The sequence below is a fragment of the Pseudomonas sp. EL_65y_Pfl1_R83 genome (assembly GCF_963970695.1).
GTDB lineage: Bacteria > Pseudomonadota > Gammaproteobacteria > Pseudomonadales > Pseudomonadaceae > Aquipseudomonas > Aquipseudomonas tritici.
The window spans coordinates 408,123-421,834 of record NZ_CAXAQI010000002.1 but is presented as its reverse complement, the minus strand read 5'-3'; the positions used below and the strand labels follow the sequence as shown (position 1 = coordinate 421,834).

At 60.2% G+C, this 13,712-nt stretch carries 21 protein-coding genes; 15 read left to right on the top strand and 6 right to left on the bottom strand.

The genetic code is table 11. The features are described from left to right. The first annotated feature begins 156 nt into the window (after window positions 1-156). The 8 genes from AACY08_RS04140 (at window position 157) to AACY08_RS04105 (ending at window position 4,032) form a co-directional block, all read left to right on the top strand. Window positions 157-747, top strand: coding sequence for a cysteine hydrolase family protein (locus AACY08_RS04140; RefSeq protein WP_339416501.1), 591 nt, complete (start codon window positions 157-159; stop codon window positions 745-747). A 142-nt stretch (window positions 748-889) separates the two neighbouring features. Beyond that, window positions 890-1,210, top strand: coding sequence for a hypothetical protein (locus tag AACY08_RS04135; protein ID WP_065873331.1), 321 nt, complete (start codon window positions 890-892; stop codon window positions 1,208-1,210). Between the two features lie 75 nt (window positions 1,211-1,285). After that, a complete protein-coding gene (locus tag AACY08_RS04130; RefSeq protein ID WP_339468248.1) occupies window positions 1,286-1,843 on the top strand; it encodes a Smr/MutS family protein in 558 nt (185 codons plus the stop codon). A 315-nt stretch (window positions 1,844-2,158) separates the two neighbouring features. Beyond that, window positions 2,159-2,515 carry a hypothetical protein gene (locus tag AACY08_RS04125; protein ID WP_339468247.1) on the top strand — a complete coding sequence of 119 codons (357 nt, stop codon included), beginning with the start codon at window positions 2,159-2,161 and terminating at the stop codon, window positions 2,513-2,515. A 34-nt stretch (window positions 2,516-2,549) separates the two neighbouring features. Beyond that, window positions 2,550-2,672, top strand: a complete 123-nt coding sequence (locus AACY08_RS04120) for a DUF4406 domain-containing protein (protein ID WP_339468246.1) — start codon at window positions 2,550-2,552, stop codon at window positions 2,670-2,672. Continuing rightward, window positions 2,669-2,944: a hypothetical protein gene (locus tag AACY08_RS04115; RefSeq protein WP_339468245.1), complete on the top strand. Its 276-nt coding sequence runs from the start codon at window positions 2,669-2,671 to the stop codon at window positions 2,942-2,944. The genes AACY08_RS04120 and AACY08_RS04115 overlap by 4 nt, the downstream gene beginning before the upstream one ends. Next, window positions 2,877-3,485 (top strand): hypothetical protein, encoded by a 609-nt coding sequence (locus AACY08_RS04110; protein ID WP_339468244.1) that lies wholly within the window; start codon window positions 2,877-2,879, stop codon window positions 3,483-3,485. Before AACY08_RS04115 ends, AACY08_RS04110 begins: the two co-directional genes overlap by 68 nt. Before the next feature lie 217 nt (window positions 3,486-3,702). Beyond that, entirely contained in the window at window positions 3,703-4,032 is a 330-nt protein-coding gene (locus tag AACY08_RS04105) for a hypothetical protein (RefSeq protein WP_339468243.1), read from the top strand. Between the two features lie 72 nt (window positions 4,033-4,104). Here AACY08_RS04105 and AACY08_RS04100 read toward each other — a convergent pair whose 3' ends face one another. Further along, window positions 4,105-4,392 (bottom strand): hypothetical protein, encoded by a 288-nt coding sequence (locus AACY08_RS04100; RefSeq protein WP_339468242.1) that lies wholly within the window; start codon window positions 4,390-4,392, stop codon window positions 4,105-4,107. A gap of 105 nt (window positions 4,393-4,497) precedes the next feature. On the opposite strand from AACY08_RS04100, the gene AACY08_RS04095 reads away from it, so the two are divergent. The 6 genes from AACY08_RS04095 to AACY08_RS04070 all read left to right on the top strand — a co-directional run bounded on the left by AACY08_RS04095 (window position 4,498) and on the right by AACY08_RS04070 (window position 7,733). Then, on the top strand, window positions 4,498-5,040 hold the full coding sequence (locus AACY08_RS04095) for a hypothetical protein (RefSeq protein WP_339468241.1): 543 nt from the start codon (window positions 4,498-4,500) through the stop codon (window positions 5,038-5,040). A 36-nt stretch (window positions 5,041-5,076) separates the two neighbouring features. Further along, window positions 5,077-5,298, top strand: coding sequence for a hypothetical protein (locus AACY08_RS04090; RefSeq protein WP_339468240.1), 222 nt, complete (start codon window positions 5,077-5,079; stop codon window positions 5,296-5,298). 2 nt (window positions 5,299-5,300) lie between these two features. Continuing rightward, window positions 5,301-5,642 (top strand): hypothetical protein, encoded by a 342-nt coding sequence (locus tag AACY08_RS04085; protein WP_339468239.1) that lies wholly within the window; start codon window positions 5,301-5,303, stop codon window positions 5,640-5,642. Next, on the top strand, window positions 5,546-6,691 hold the full coding sequence (locus tag AACY08_RS04080) for a tyrosine-type recombinase/integrase (protein WP_339468295.1): 1,146 nt from the start codon (window positions 5,546-5,548) through the stop codon (window positions 6,689-6,691). The genes AACY08_RS04085 and AACY08_RS04080 overlap by 97 nt, the downstream gene beginning before the upstream one ends. A 22-nt stretch (window positions 6,692-6,713) precedes the next feature. After that, window positions 6,714-7,259 (top strand): GTP cyclohydrolase I FolE, encoded by a 546-nt coding sequence (gene folE, locus AACY08_RS04075; protein ID WP_019826593.1) that lies wholly within the window; start codon window positions 6,714-6,716, stop codon window positions 7,257-7,259. A 102-nt stretch (window positions 7,260-7,361) separates the two neighbouring features. Next, window positions 7,362-7,733, top strand: coding sequence for a glutathione S-transferase N-terminal domain-containing protein (locus tag AACY08_RS04070; RefSeq protein WP_339468238.1), 372 nt, complete (start codon window positions 7,362-7,364; stop codon window positions 7,731-7,733). Window positions 7,734-7,853: 120 nt separating this feature from the next. On the opposite strand, the gene AACY08_RS04065 is transcribed toward AACY08_RS04070, so the two are convergent. The 3 genes from AACY08_RS04065 to AACY08_RS04055 are packed head-to-tail and all read right to left on the bottom strand — an operon-like array spanning window position 7,854 to window position 10,784. Continuing rightward, complete coding sequence (locus tag AACY08_RS04065) at window positions 7,854-8,168, bottom strand: AtuA-related protein (RefSeq protein ID WP_339468237.1); 315 nt, start codon at window positions 8,166-8,168, stop codon at window positions 7,854-7,856. Continuing rightward, entirely contained in the window at window positions 8,165-9,490 is a 1,326-nt protein-coding gene (locus AACY08_RS04060) for an acyclic terpene utilization AtuA family protein (RefSeq protein WP_339468234.1), read from the bottom strand. The genes AACY08_RS04065 and AACY08_RS04060 overlap by 4 nt, the downstream gene beginning before the upstream one ends. Window position 9,491: 1 nt before the next feature. Beyond that, window positions 9,492-10,784 (bottom strand): CitMHS family transporter, encoded by a 1,293-nt coding sequence (locus tag AACY08_RS04055; RefSeq protein WP_339468231.1) that lies wholly within the window; start codon window positions 10,782-10,784, stop codon window positions 9,492-9,494. A 111-nt stretch (window positions 10,785-10,895) separates the two neighbouring features. On the opposite strand from AACY08_RS04055, the gene AACY08_RS04050 reads away from it, so the two are divergent. Further along, window positions 10,896-11,792, top strand: coding sequence for a LysR family transcriptional regulator (locus AACY08_RS04050; protein ID WP_339468229.1), 897 nt, complete (start codon window positions 10,896-10,898; stop codon window positions 11,790-11,792). Between the two features lie 103 nt (window positions 11,793-11,895). Here the strand turns inward: AACY08_RS04050 and AACY08_RS04045 are convergent, their stop codons facing one another. Together AACY08_RS04045 and AACY08_RS04040 are read right to left on the bottom strand one after the other, a co-directional pair. Next, window positions 11,896-12,498 (bottom strand): glutathione S-transferase family protein, encoded by a 603-nt coding sequence (locus tag AACY08_RS04045; protein ID WP_339468227.1) that lies wholly within the window; start codon window positions 12,496-12,498, stop codon window positions 11,896-11,898. A gap of 10 nt (window positions 12,499-12,508) precedes the next feature. Then, on the bottom strand, window positions 12,509-13,675 hold the full coding sequence (locus AACY08_RS04040) for an aminotransferase-like domain-containing protein (RefSeq protein WP_339468225.1): 1,167 nt from the start codon (window positions 13,673-13,675) through the stop codon (window positions 12,509-12,511). Between the last annotated feature and the right edge of the window lie 37 nt (window positions 13,676-13,712).

Below are 13,712 nucleotides of genomic sequence, written 5' to 3'. Positions count from 1 at the left end.
GTCGGAATTCATCAAAATTGCCATCATTGTGTTAACCAAGCCCACCTATTGACATCGCTGCACGTCAACAACGGCGTACCTTACGATCGTAGCGATTCACAGAACCGCTCAGCCAGTGGACAATGTCGCAAAAGCCCCCCTCACAGGAGCCCCAGAATGTCCGTTCCAAAGACGATGTTTCAACTCAGCGGTCGTGGTTACGCAGCAGCGAACCTTGCTCATGCGACTCTCGTGATCATCGACGCCCAGAAGGAATACCTCAGCGGTCCACTCGCCCTCTCGGGCATGGACGCAGCTGTCGAAAACATCAAACAACTGGTTGCAGCGGCACGCAATGCCGGGCGACCGATCGTGCATGTACGCCATCTGGGCACCGTGGGTGGCCTGTTTGACCCCCAGGGCGAGCGCGGCGAGTTCATTCCCGGCCTCGAGCCTCTTGGCGACGAAACCATCATCGGCAAGCTGCTGCCCAGTGCCTTTCACGGCACGGGCCTGGAAAAACACCTGCAAGACCTCGGCCCTCTGGACTTGATCGTCTGCGGCTTCATGAGCCATTCCAGCGTCAGCACCACCGTGCGTGCCGCCAAGAACCTGGGCTTTCGCTGCACCCTGGTGGAAGACGCCTGCACCACCCGTGACCTGCCTTACAAAGGCGGCATCTTGAGCGCCGAGCATGTGCAGCAGACTGAAATGGCGATCATGGCCGACAACTTTGCCACTCTCGCGCAGACCAAAGACCTGATCTGATCGACCTTTTGATGAGCGGCGCGGCAGTGTTTATTGCCCCGCTCATCCTCAGAGCCCTTTCATTTGGCGCATTTACCCCTCCCCCCGGAACAACCTGTGTATTGTCCGGTCGAAGGCCCGATACCCTGGAGGAAAGGTCGGAATGAAGATATCCGATGGTTTTGATGCTCGTCGCTTGCGCCCCAAGGGCCCGAGCAACTGGCGTCTGCGCCTGGTGGCCGGCATTGCCGCGCTGCTGGCGATTATTGGTGTGCTGTTGGCTGGCGCTGGTGGCGCCGGTCTGTTTGGTCACTCGCCGGCCCTTGGCGAGCTGAATGCCAGCCCTGGCGGTTCGGCGATTCTGTTGGTGATCGGGCTGTTGGTGCTGTGGCTGGGCGTGTGGTTGTGGCGGCGCAGCCGTCGGAAAATGCGCCAGCCGTTGTCGCTGAACATCGCTTCGCATCTGATGAAAAAGCACGACTGATGGCGCTTGGATAGCGTTTCCTGCGCCCTGGCCGCCGCGATTTAGGTAAACTGCCCGCCCTTCGCGGAGGCCAACATGCACGACGACGACTTTTCCCTGTTCAAAAACGAGCTGCGCGGCGTCAAGCCGATCAAGCACGATCGCGCCGATACCGGCAAACCCAAGGCCGACCGGGCGCACATCGCCAAGCTGCGCCAGGCCGCGACCGTGCGCACCGACGCCACGACCGTGGACGGCCTGTCGGACCAATTCGTAATCGATGTCGGCCCCGAAGACGAGCTGATGTGGACCCGCGACGGCGTGCAGGAAAGCCAGATGCGCAAGCTCAAGGCCGGCCAGATCCCCTTCGAAGGCAGCCTCGACCTGCACGGCATGACCGTCGAAAAAGCCCGCGAAACCCTGTGGGCCTTCCTGGCCGAAGCCACCAAGTTCGAAATCCGCTGCGTGCGCGTTACCCATGGCAAGGCCGTGCGGCTGGACGGCAAGCGGCCCATGATCAAGAGCCACGTCAACACCTGGCTACGCCAGCACGCCCAGGTACTCGGCTTTACCTCGTGCCAGGCCCGCCACGGCGGCGCGGGAGCGGTGTATGTGATGCTCAAGCGCACCATGATGGAAGGGCGTGACGAGTAACAAGTGCCCTCGTCAGGCTTGCAGCGATGTGTCCGCCACCGTAACCTTGCGCTTTGCGAAAATCCCACAGGTAGTTTCATGTCCCTGGAACAGAATTACACCGTGATTCTGAAGGGGTAAGGCAAAGTAATAATAGTCAATGAAATCGGGTACTTGCTTACTCAGCATTACCCGGTTTTGACCTGCTTTACACGGTCAGTGGTACAAAAATTGGTACGAGCTGCATCCCCTCCCGGCGTCCTGCCGACGAACACCACTCCCACATCCGCAACACCTCGACCACTGTACGCACATACAGCACTTGAGCGCACCACCATGAACATCGACGAAGACACCTCAGCGTGGCTTGGCTGCCCTACGCCCCTGGAAATGTACAAGCACCAGTGCGCCCTGCTCGAGGACGAACTCATCCAGACCCAGGTCATGCTGCGCAAGGCTCGGGCCAATATAGGTGGCCTGGTGCAGATGAATGACGTGCTCGCCACCGGTAAAGTCGCGGCAGAGGCGGCGCTCGCGAAAGCACTTGAGCGCATAGCAAACATGAACGATCGGGAGCCTGACAACGTGAGCTTTCGCCCCATCGACCTGGTTACCGGTCAGCGCGACCACCTGCTCAGGGAGAATCAGCGGCTTCTGCTAGAGCTGAAGGTGTTCAGGGGGCCACAGCCCTGAGGTAAGCCTGGCACGCCCTAAGTGCGATCAGTCCTTGATCGCCCTGCTGCCGGACTGGGAGAAGTCGCAAGGCGCCAAGCTGGAAGTCCTAATCGCCGAACGTCTCGGCATGACGGTTGTGAATGCCCATGATCTGGTAACGAGGGAGGCTGTATGAGCGAAGTGAAGCGCTGGAAGTTGAAAGGCTTCCTGCCCGGTGTTGAGGGTGAATGCAAGGCGGCTTTCCAGCCAACGGTAGTCATGGCCGAAGACTTCGACAACGCCACTCGCCTGTTTCTAGACGCGGCCGAACGCTGCGTAGCCTCGGAACGTCGGGAGAAGGAACTGCAACGGCGCCTGACCGCAGCGGATGAGCGGGCGGATGCGCGCCATCCTGGAAGGCCGGAAGACGGTCAATCGGCGCGAAGTGAAGAAACGCGCAGCGCTTGATTGCTTGACTGCTGGGTTTGAACCCGCCTTTTTGGCACTGCCCGGCAATGCTGATCTTTGCCCCTACGGCAAACCCGGCGACCGGCTCTGGGTGCGCGAGACTTTCAGCATTGAGTCGAACCGCTGGGCCGATGACCCGTACTCGCCTCCGCACAAAGACGGCAGGCCTACCCAGCGCTACGAGGACGATAAGTGGGACCAGCCGCACTACAAGGCCACGGATGTAGAGCCGGAACTCTGGTACGACGACCGTGACAGCCCTGGGTGCCGATGGAAGCCATCGATCCATATGCCGCGCTGGGCCAGCCGCATTCTGCTGGAGATCACCGACGTGCGCGTCGAGCGGTTGCAGGACATCACCTACGAGCAGGCGACCGCCGAGGGCGTTCACCGAGGCCCTCTACGCGAATGGTGCGCGAGCGACGAAGGCGGTGCCTGCCACAAGTACCCGGTGCCCGCGTTCCGCGATCTGTGGCAATCCGTCGGCGGCAACTGGGACGCCAACCCGTGGGTCTGGGTGGTCGGGTTCAAGCGGCTGTAGCGCAAGCCGAGGAAGATCAGCGCTTGGCTCGTTGGGCGAGCCCGATAGCCATAAAGGCGATGCCGGGTATCCAAAAGCCAGGGTTAGATGTCCCCAAGCCGACCGCAAGTAGTGACACACCGACAGCAAACATATGCGCTCCTCCCTGAAAAACTATCCATTTTATATCCACCAATTTAAGCATAAACCGGCCATCAAAACGGCCAAGGACGAAGTCATGCCTGAAGAAATCAAATTGATCCAGCCAGCCTCGGTCGTGCGCGATGAATACGGGATGTTTGCTCATCCCGATATGCCCGACTTCGACGAGGGCGACGGTGATAAGCGCAAGGCCTGGGTAGCCGCACAGCGCTTGCACGTGAAGATGGTGAGCCTCGAATACCACAGCGACGAAGCGGTATCTGAGCGCTATTTCGAAGCCGGCGACCCGGACTGCAGCTACTGGGAGCCGGATCGGCCTGATGGCGGGGGCTGGTTCTGCCTGGCCATTCACGACATCGACGACGGTCCGGTCTGCTGGTGGGCACGCCGCGAGGTGACGCCATGATCACCACCCTCTGGTTCGCCTACGTGTTCATCTACTGAAGGCCCAGGCCATGCGCATCAAGCGCGCACCTACTCAAGCACGGCTTGTGCTTGTTAACAGGCGCGCTCTCAACGCTACAAATAAAGTCGCAGAAACTAGGGCAGATGTTATTCCCGAAGATGACTGAACCACCCTGAGAAAATCACCAAAGGTCGCGGTCTCCGGATCAGCCGAAAAGAGATAAAACACAATGGGGCCAAGATAGGAGCCTATAGCACAAGCAAAAAACCACTTCATTTCTACACGTACAAAAGCGCCTGTGCGGTGAGAAATCACAGCGGCACTACGACGTGCACTTTTTAGCGATTCATTCAAGTCCATAGGCCGGCTCCTTCCATCAATTGTTGTCCGAAGATAGTAATTCAACACAGACCAAACCCCAATCCCCCTACATGCCTGCCGGTGAGCGGCGGGCGAGGTATTCCTATGTCCGAAGAAAAGAATGCATTCCGCGAAGGCGCTATCGAAGCGATCTCGGATATGGCGCAGCACCTGCCGCTCGATTGCGAACTGCTGGTGGTGGCCTGCCGCCCAGGCAAGAAAGACTTTGACCTGGTGCTGCCTTCGCCCGAGTCGAACCTGAACAACGCCCTCGACGCGCTTCGCCGTAACGGCCTGAGCATCGACGGCGACAACACCTACAAGCGTGACCTGCTGGACTGCGTTGTCGGTGCCCTGGCCACTGGCGCGCAAAACTCCAACCCGCCACCGGCCGGGCACTGGGGCCAGCGCTTCTGGGATATCGGCCGGGAGGAACGCGCCAGCAGCGAGCAACTGCTGAAAGCACTGACAGCGCTCACCCAGGTGGCGGGCGAATGCGAGCAGATCGCCAGCAACTACAGCGGCTCCATCGACGGCATCTTCGAGCACGGCGGCGACGATCACGAAGATCCGAGCTGCGCGATCTTCCACCGCCTGTACTACGCCATGTTCGATGCAAGGGCCGCAATCAAGAAAGCCACCACCTAACCCACCTTCTGCCGCCCAGCGCGGCAAGGACACCCCATGTTCGCAACGAAACTCACCCTGATCCTGCTGGGCGCTTTGCTGTACCTGGTTGGAACACTCGGCTGGTTCGCCTGGCTCGTGCCTGAGCTGCTCAGCACAGGAGCTACCGAGGCGCTGCTCGGCGCATTCGCCGGCACCTGCGGCTGGCTCCTGGTCAGCTTCGGGCTGGCCGTCCACATCATCAAGACAGCGCGGCCCACTGCGGTCGGCGGGAGGTAGTTATGGCAGCAGCAGAGCAGATACCCGTCGAGTACCTGTCCGACAAGGTCGCGGAGAAGAACTTCGCGGAGATGGTCGGCACAACGCGCCGCGCACTTCAGGGCAAGCGCCAGCGCAACATCATCCCGAAAGGGGTGTGGAACGAAATCGATGGTCAGATTTACTACAGCATCAGGAGATATGAGGCATGGCTAGAAAGCCTTTGGGATTGCCCGACGGAGTTGAATTCGCCGGTCAATCAGTCCGCATTCGCTTCACCTGGAAGTTCAGGAGCTGCGAGACCCTCGCCTATTCCCAAACGCCAAAAGGCATTAAAGCGGCCGCAGATCTACGCGCTACAGTAATAAGCCTGATCAAGCACGGCGTAATGGACGACAAGCGTTACGCCGAGCTTTTCCCAAACTCGACATACTCCACCTACTCCGCGACTCCACTATTTGGAGAGTACGCCCAGACCTGGCTGGACAGCCGCGAAGTGGTAGGGGGCACCCGCAAAAACTACCGGATATCCCTCAACCTTTACTGGATGCCGCATCTTGCGCTGCTTCCTATCGATCAGATCACATCGGCAATGCTCCGGAAAATAGCCGGAGAGACGCCGTGGAAGTCGTCGACGGTAAAGCGCTCGGCAATCCAGCGCCTGCACACGATGTTCGAATGCGCAGTGAACGATGAGCTGATCACCAGGAATCCGGTCGGCTCAATTGAACTGCCGGTGAAGGCGAAGAAACCGGTTGACCCTTTCACAGTAGCGGAGGCGGATTTGATCATAGGGCACCTGTACGAGGTGCTGACCGGCTCAATGCGGGTGTACGCGGCCTACTTTGAGTTCGCGTTTTACACCGGCATGCGGCCTCGGGAGATAGCGGCGTTGCGCTGGGATGAGGTGGATACAGAGGGGCGTGTCGCCAACGTGTGCAGAATCGTGGCGGACTACAAGATTGAGGAGCGCACGAAAACACGCGAGACGCGGCGAGTCATGCTGAACAGCAGGGCATTAAATGCCATTGAGGCGGCCAAGGGGGTGGCCGAGTTGAGGGCGAAACAGAGCCGGCGCCAGCATAAACAATCGCCGTACGTTTTCCCGCCGACCAAGAACTTCGAATTCATTCAGCAGGCCAGCGTGACCGACAAGCACTTCAAGGCGGCGCTGGTCGCGTTGAAGATCAGGGCCAGACGGCAATACAACTGCCGCCACACTTACGCTACCATGTGCTTAATGGCAGGCATGAACCTTGGGTTCATCGCTAATCAGCTCGGTCACAGCGTGCAAATGCTGCTGACGACTTACGCCCGGTGGATCAATTCCAGTGAAGACTGGAGCGAAGTCGGGAAGCTTGAGCAAAGCCTGATTGGTACAAAATTGGTACAGACAGAACCCGTACCCCTCTAGAACCCATACGGAATAACGCTCTGTGACATTGGAACAGAATTACACCGCGATCCTCGGCCAACTCGGCGAGGACGTTTCCCGCGAGGGCCTGCTCGACACGCCAAAACGTGCCGCCAAGGCGATGCAGTACCTTTGCCGCGGCTATGAGCAGACGCTCGAAGAAGTCACCAACGGTGCCTTGTTCAGCTCCGACAACAGCGAAATGGTGCTGGTCAAGGACATCGAGTTGTACTCGCTGTGCGAACACCACCTGCTGCCGTTTATCGGTAAGGCCCACGTGGCGTATATCCCGAGCGGCAAAGTGCTGGGCCTGTCAAAGGTTGCGCGGATCGTCGACATGTACGCACGCCGCCTGCAGATCCAGGAGAACCTCAGCCGCCAGATCGCCGATGCCGTGATGCAAGTGACAGGCGCACTGGGTGTGGCCGTGGTGATTGAAGCCAAGCACATGTGCATGATGATGCGCGGTGTCGAGAAGCAGAATTCGTCGATGATCACCTCGGTGATGCTGGGTGAGTTCCGCGAAAACGCGGCCACCCGCAGCGAATTCCTCAGCCTGATCAAGTAACAGGCTGCATACGAAAAAGCCGGCGTTCATCGCCGGTTTTTTTTCGCCTGCCAAATTGAGGTAAGCTGCGGCCCCTTCTGTATCGGGCAAGAGGTTTTAGCCATGTTCGTCAAAGCACTTCGAGTGGGCCTCGGCCACGTCATCATCGCGGGCGACTTTCTTACCCGCCCGCGCAAAAAGCAGCGGCCTGCCGAACAGCAGGCGTTGGTGAATGCGGCAGCCAAGGAGCTGACGCTCTATCAATTCCATGCCTGCCCGTTCTGCGTGAAGACCCGCCGCACCCTGCATCGTCTGAATGTGCCGGTGGCATTGAAGGATGCGAAGAACAACGAGCAGGACCGCCAGACCCTGCTGGAGCAAGGCGGCAAGATCAAAGTGCCGTGCCTGCGCATTGAAGAAAATGGCCAGACCACCTGGATGTATGACTCCAAGGTGATCATTGATTACCTGGACAAGCGGTTTGCAGCGGCCTGAGAGGCTTAAAAAAATCAAAATGTGGGCGCTGGCTTGCCTGCGATGGCCTCAACTCGGTGCAACTGAAAGACCGCGTCGACTGCATCGCAGGCCAGCTCCCACATTTGCCCTGTGCCCGCCTTAACGCCGTATTACCAGATCCAGCAGCGCGGAACCCAGGCACTTGCCATGCGCATCCAGCGCCAGCGAACGGGTGACGCCACCGCGCAGGATCCCCGGCAGCACGAAATTCAGCGCCTGCACATTGGGCAACTCATAACGCCGCACAGGTGCCGCACCTGGTTCGCGCAAGCCAGCGAAAAACTCAGCCACGCGCTCCGCCGTGAGCTGTTCGCGCAGCAGCGGATAATCCTCGGCACGGTAGGCAATGATCGAGATATTCGACGTATCACCCTTATCCCCGGTGCGGGAGTGGGCCAGCGTGTACAACTTCATGCTTCGATCCTCGGGTTGACCGCATTGCGCGGCAGCAGCAACGACGCCACGGCCACCACTTGGCGCACGCTTTTGCTGGCGCCGCCGCCTCCGGACGGGCCATTGGTGTAGAGGGTTTCAACTTCATTGCCAACGCGCACCGCTTCGCCGCGATCCTCACAGCGGGCCGCCACGCGCAGGCGCACTTCCCAGGGTTCGACTGTGCTGCGTGTGCCGTGAAGCGAGTCCATGCCGATCAGCTCCGCGCGCACGTCTTGCATCTTCACGCCCATCAACTCAAGACGCTTGAGGACTACATCCCGCGCCAGCTGCGCCCGTGCGACAGCACCAGGGCCGCCGTAGGACATCTGCCCTTCACCGATCCAGCCATCCAGATAGCCGACGCTGACCTTCAATTGTTCGGGCCGCGCGCGGCCGTCGGCACCGCTGGCGCGCACGCGATCAACGCTTTCTTCGACAAACCCCACCTGGGAAAAATCGGCCGTCACATCCGGCGTGAGGTACGCCGCCGGGTCGTGCACTTCGTAGATCAGTTGCTCAGTACAGGTGGCGCGGCTGACCCGCCCACCTGAGCCGGCAACCTTGGTGATCAAGGCGTCGCCGTCGGCATCGATCTCAGCCAAGGGGAAGCCCAGGCGCGCGAGGTCATCCACGTCCTTGAAGCCGGGATCGGCAAAATACCCACCGCTGACTTGCCCGGCGCATTCGAGCAAATGCCCCACCAACGTGCCGCGCCCCAGACGCAGCCAATCATCCGGCGCCCAGCCAAATTCAAACATCTGCGGCGCCAGGAACAGCGATGGGTCAGCCACGCGCCCGGTGATCACCACATCTGCTTCGGCACGCAACGCCTCCAGAATACCGTCGACGCCCAGGTAGGCATTTGCGGAAATCAGCCGTTCGCCCAATGAGCCGACAGTCTGGCCGTTATCCAACAGAAACTCGGGCTGCAACACGTTCAACACGTCGTCGCCGACGACCGCAACCACCTTAAGATCAAGGCCCAACTCGTCGGCAATCCGCCGCACTTCAATAGCCGCGGATACCGGATTGGCGGCGCCCATGTTGGTGATCACCCGCAGGCGGCGGCGCCCTTCAGGCCGGCCAACAAAAGGCAACACCCGGCGCATGCGCTCACTCAGCAAGGGGTCGTACCCACCCTGTGGATCACTGATCCGCGCCTGTTGCGCCAGGGCAATCGTGCGTTCAGCCAGGCACTCGAACACCAGGTAATCCAGGTCGCCCCGCTCGGCCAGCTCAACGGCAGGTTCGATACGGTCGCCGGAATAGCCGGCGCCGGAACCGATGCGCAAGGTTTTCATCTCAAATTACTCCCAGGAGCAACGCCGTCAGGGTCATCAACACCGACGCTGCGAACAGAAACGGAATGGTGAAGCGCTGGTGATCGGCCAATTCGATCTTGCACAGGCCCACCAACAGGAAGGTCGCGGGGGTCAGCGGGCTGACCGGGAAACCGGTGGTGTGCACGCCGAGCAATGAGGCTTGGGCCACTTGCAACGGGTCGACGCCCAAGGCCTTACCAACTTCGGCGATCACCGGCATTACGCCGAAATAGTAGGAGTCGGGGTCGAACAGCATGCTCAACGGCATGGAAATAAAGCCCACCACCGCCGGGATCAACTTGCCGTGGCCGGCCGGAATCTGCGCCACCGCCACTTCGGCAATCGCCTTGAGCATGCCGGTGCCTTGCATGATCCCGGTGAACACCCCGGCGGCGAGCAGGATACTGGCCATGGTCAGCGCGGTCTTGGCGTGGGCATCGATGCGGGCGCGCTGGGCGTCCACATTGGGGTAGTTGATGCACAAAGCCATCACGGTGCCGAGCATAAACATCACCACCGGGTCGACCCAGCCGGCAATCATCACCACCATCACCAGCACGGTCAGGATCAAGTTGACCCAGAACAGACGTGGGCGACGCAGCTTGATGTCGTCGTCACTGAGCACCCGTTGCGGCATCGCATCGACGACCGAGCCGGCGCCGAGGCCCAGGCGTTTTTCTTCGCGATGACCCAGCCACCAGGCGCAGGCGAATACGAAGATCAGACCAACGATCTGCACCGGGATCAGCGGCTGGAACAGGTCCGCCACAGGCACATGCAACGCCGCGGAGGAGCGCAGCACCGGGCCGGTCCACGGTAAGAAGTTGACCCCTGCCGCCATCGCGCAGACACACGCGAGGATGCGCTTATCAATGCCCAGCCGCGTGTACAGCGGCAGCATCGCCGGCACCGTCACCAGAAAGGTCACCGCGCCGGAGCCGTCCAGGTGCACCAGTAACGCCAAGGTCGCCGTACCCACGACAATTCGTGTAGGACGCGTCCCTACCGTGCGCAGGATGCGATCAATGATGGGATCAAGCATGCCGGCGTCGGTCATGATCCCGAAAAACAGGATCGCGAACACAAACATACCCACCACGGGGGCGACGTTCTTGATACCGGTGATGATGAAGGCGCTGGTTTGCAGGCCGAACCCGCCGAGCAGCGCGGCGATGATCGGCAAAGCGATCAAGGCGACCAGCGGCGAGAGGCGTTTGCTCATGACGGCAGCGAGTAGGCACAGGATGGTGATGACACCCAGGGTAGCGAGCATGGGTTACTCCAGAGCGGCCTTTGTGGCCGGTTATTGTTTTCCCTGGAGTATTGGAAGCGGGTTAGTCTTTGTAAATTGGAATATTCACTAGCGAGTGTTCGGAAAAACAAAATGAAGAACAGCATCCAACACATCCAGGCATTCCTTGCCGTGGCCCGCACCGGCAGTTTCACCAAGGCCGCCAATGAGCTGCACCTATCGCCTTCTGCGCTGACCGTGCAAGTGCAGCAGCTGGAAGACTGGCTCGGCGTCGCCCTGCTCGACCGCAGCCCACGTCACGTCAGTATCACCGCCGCCGGCCTGGATGCGCGCGCGCCCATGGAAAAACTGCTGCTGGACCTGGACAACATCGTCACCGGTTCCCGCGACCTCGCCGCCTTACGCCGAGGCGTGGTCACCATCGCCGCCCTGCCCTCGGTCTGTGCCGGTTCGCTGCCGCCGGTTCTGCGCCTGTTTCGCGAGCGTTTTGCCGGGATCGAAGTACGCCTGCATGACCTGGTGGCCCATCGCATTCACGCTCAAGTACGTTCCGGCGAAGTGGATTTCGGCATCGGCGTGCGCGCACGGCTCAGCCACGGCCTGGAATTCGTACCGGTGCTGAATGATCGTTTGTGTGCGTTTGTACCGCTGGATCATCCCCTCACCCGCCATCAACAACTGACCTTGGAACAATTGGCGGACCAGCCGATCATCCTCACCGGCCGCGACAGCAGTGTGCGCGAGCACGTGGATGCACTGTTCGACGAGACACGACTGACGATGAACGCCGGGATGGAGGCCAACTACATGTCGACCGTGTTGGCGCTGGTGCGCCAAGGGCTGGGGATCAGTGTGCTGCCAGAGTCGGCGGCGGACAGTCTGGAGGGGTTGAAGCGCATCAATATCGATCATCCTGGCGTGAACCGGGAGATCGGGTTGATCAGTCGCAGCGGGATGGGGCTGAGTCCCGCAGCGCAACGCTGCTTTGATCTGCTGAACGAACAACTCGCTGACACACCATTGAGCTGAATGTGGGAGCTGGCTTGCCTGCGATGGTATCGCCGCAGTGCAACTGACAGACCGTGTCGTCTGCATCGCAGGCAAGCCAGCTCCCACATTTTGACCGAGTGAATCAGCTCAACATGGCGACATGCTTAGGATGACTGGCCACTCGCTTCAACCACGCCTGCACGGCCGGATAAGCGTCCAGGTCAAACCCACCTTCATTCGCCACATGGGTGTAGGCATACAGCGCCACATCGGCGATGGAGAACTGGTCGCCCACCAAGTAAGGCGTCAACTGCAGCTGGCGCTCCATCACCTTGAGTGCCTTGTAGCCGCCTTTGTGCAGTTTTTTGTATTCCTCCAGACGATCCTCGGGAAGTCCCAGGTAAAACTGGATAAACCGCGCCACTGCAATGTACGGCTCGTGGCTGTATTGCTCGAAGAACTGCCACTGCAGCACTTGCGTGCGCAGGCGCGGCTCGGTGGGCAGGAACTCACTGCCATCGGCGAGGAAGTTGAGAATCGCGTTGGACTCCCACAGGCAGGTGCCGTCTTCCAGTTCCAGCACCGGGATCTTACCGTTGGGGTTCTTGGCCAGGAACTCGGGGGTCTCGGTATCGCCGTTGAGGATATCGACATCGATCCATTGATACGGGATGCCCAGCAGGCCGAGCATCAATTTGACCTTGTAGCAGTTGCCCGACTTGTAATCGCCATAAACCTTGTACATGGGGCTCCCCTTATGCCGCTTGCGCGTGCTGTGCTTGACGGACCACCGCGGCCAGGCACTTGAGACCTTCGTCGAGGCGGCCCGGGTCGATATGGCTGAAATTGAGTCGCAGCGAACCGTGGTGCTGGTCCGGCTCGGAAAAGAACGGCTCACCGGGCATGAACGCGACGTTCTGATCGAGCGCTTGAGCCAACAAGGTGCGGGTGTCGAGCGGCTGTTTCAAGGTCAGCCAGAAGAATAATCCACCCTGGGGCACTTGCCAGTCGGCCAGATCGGCGAAGTGACGTTCCAATGCGGCTTGAAACGCATCGCGACGCTCGCGGTAAAAGCTGCGAAGTTCCACCAGGTGATGCTGGTATTTCTCCGTGCCGATCCACTGCATCGCTTGCCACTGGCCGACGCGGTTGGTGTGCAAATCCGCCGACTGCTTGAGCTTGAGCAGGTGCGGGAACAGGTCCGGGCTGGCAATCAGGTAGCCAACGCGCAGGCCCGGCAACAGGGTCTTGGACACGGTGCCGGTGTAGATCCAACTGGCTTTTTTCAGGCGTCCGACAATCGGTGTGGCGCTGCCGCCGTCGAACGTCAGTTCGCGGTAGGGCTCATCTTCGATCAGGGTCACGCCAAACTCATCGAGCAAGGCGGCGACGGCGGCGCGCTTGGCGTCGCTGTAGCGCACGGCCGACGGGTTCTGGAACGTCGGGATCAGGTAGATGAACGCCGGACGGTGGCGTTCAAGGTTGACCCGCAGAGCGGCCAGGTCGGGGCCATCGGCTTCCAATGACACGGTGAGGCAATCGGCGCCGAACAGCTGGAAGATCTGCAAGGCAGCCAGGTAGGTCGGGCCTTCCAACAGGATCTGCGTGCCTTTGTCGATATACAGCTTCGCCGCCAGGTCCAGGGTTTGCTGGGAACCGCTGACCACCAGCACCTGGCTGGCCTGGCACGGCACGCCAAGGGCGCGGGCCTCGGCGGCGAGCAACTCGCGCAATTGTGGCTCGCCTTCGCTCATGCCGTATTGGCCGATGTTCAGCGGCATGTCATCCCAGTTCAATGCTGGCAGCATGGCCTCGGCCGGCAGCCCCCCGGCGAACGACATCACTTCCGGGCGCTGGGCTGCCGCGAGGATTTCACGGATCAGGGAGCTTTTAAGGCGCGTAACACGTTCAGAGAAGGCCATGGGGTCACCGGTAGCGAAGATCGCGTTAAATACGTCA

Bases quoted from the DNA above. Each gene is read 5' to 3' on its own strand.
- AACY08_RS04140 (WP_339416501.1), top strand. From the start codon at position 157: ATGTCCGTTCCAAAGACGATGTTTCAACTCAGCGGTCGTGGTTACGCA.
- AACY08_RS04135 (WP_065873331.1), top strand. From the start codon at position 890: ATGAAGATATCCGATGGTTTTGATGCTCGTCGCTTGCGCCCCAAGGGC.
- AACY08_RS04130 (WP_339468248.1), top strand. From the start codon at position 1,286: ATGCACGACGACGACTTTTCCCTGTTCAAAAACGAGCTGCGCGGCGTC.
- AACY08_RS04125 (WP_339468247.1), top strand. From the start codon at position 2,159: ATGAACATCGACGAAGACACCTCAGCGTGGCTTGGCTGCCCTACGCCC.
- AACY08_RS04115 (WP_339468245.1), top strand. From the start codon at position 2,669: ATGAGCGAAGTGAAGCGCTGGAAGTTGAAAGGCTTCCTGCCCGGTGTT.
- AACY08_RS04110 (WP_339468244.1), top strand. From the start codon at position 2,877: ATGCGCGCCATCCTGGAAGGCCGGAAGACGGTCAATCGGCGCGAAGTG.
- AACY08_RS04105 (WP_339468243.1), top strand. From the start codon at position 3,703: ATGCCTGAAGAAATCAAATTGATCCAGCCAGCCTCGGTCGTGCGCGAT.
- AACY08_RS04100 (WP_339468242.1), bottom strand. From the start codon at position 4,392: ATGGACTTGAATGAATCGCTAAAAAGTGCACGTCGTAGTGCCGCTGTG.
- AACY08_RS04095 (WP_339468241.1), top strand. From the start codon at position 4,498: ATGTCCGAAGAAAAGAATGCATTCCGCGAAGGCGCTATCGAAGCGATC.
- AACY08_RS04090 (WP_339468240.1), top strand. From the start codon at position 5,077: ATGTTCGCAACGAAACTCACCCTGATCCTGCTGGGCGCTTTGCTGTAC.
- AACY08_RS04085 (WP_339468239.1), top strand. From the start codon at position 5,301: ATGGCAGCAGCAGAGCAGATACCCGTCGAGTACCTGTCCGACAAGGTC.
- AACY08_RS04070 (WP_339468238.1), top strand. From the start codon at position 7,362: ATGTTCGTCAAAGCACTTCGAGTGGGCCTCGGCCACGTCATCATCGCG.
- AACY08_RS04065 (WP_339468237.1), bottom strand. From the start codon at position 8,168: ATGAAGTTGTACACGCTGGCCCACTCCCGCACCGGGGATAAGGGTGAT.
- AACY08_RS04060 (WP_339468234.1), bottom strand. From the start codon at position 9,490: ATGAAAACCTTGCGCATCGGTTCCGGCGCCGGCTATTCCGGCGACCGT.
- AACY08_RS04055 (WP_339468231.1), bottom strand. From the start codon at position 10,784: ATGCTCGCTACCCTGGGTGTCATCACCATCCTGTGCCTACTCGCTGCC.
- AACY08_RS04050 (WP_339468229.1), top strand. From the start codon at position 10,896: ATGAAGAACAGCATCCAACACATCCAGGCATTCCTTGCCGTGGCCCGC.
- AACY08_RS04045 (WP_339468227.1), bottom strand. From the start codon at position 12,498: ATGTACAAGGTTTATGGCGATTACAAGTCGGGCAACTGCTACAAGGTC.
- AACY08_RS04040 (WP_339468225.1), bottom strand. From the start codon at position 13,675: ATGGCCTTCTCTGAACGTGTTACGCGCCTTAAAAGCTCCCTGATCCGT.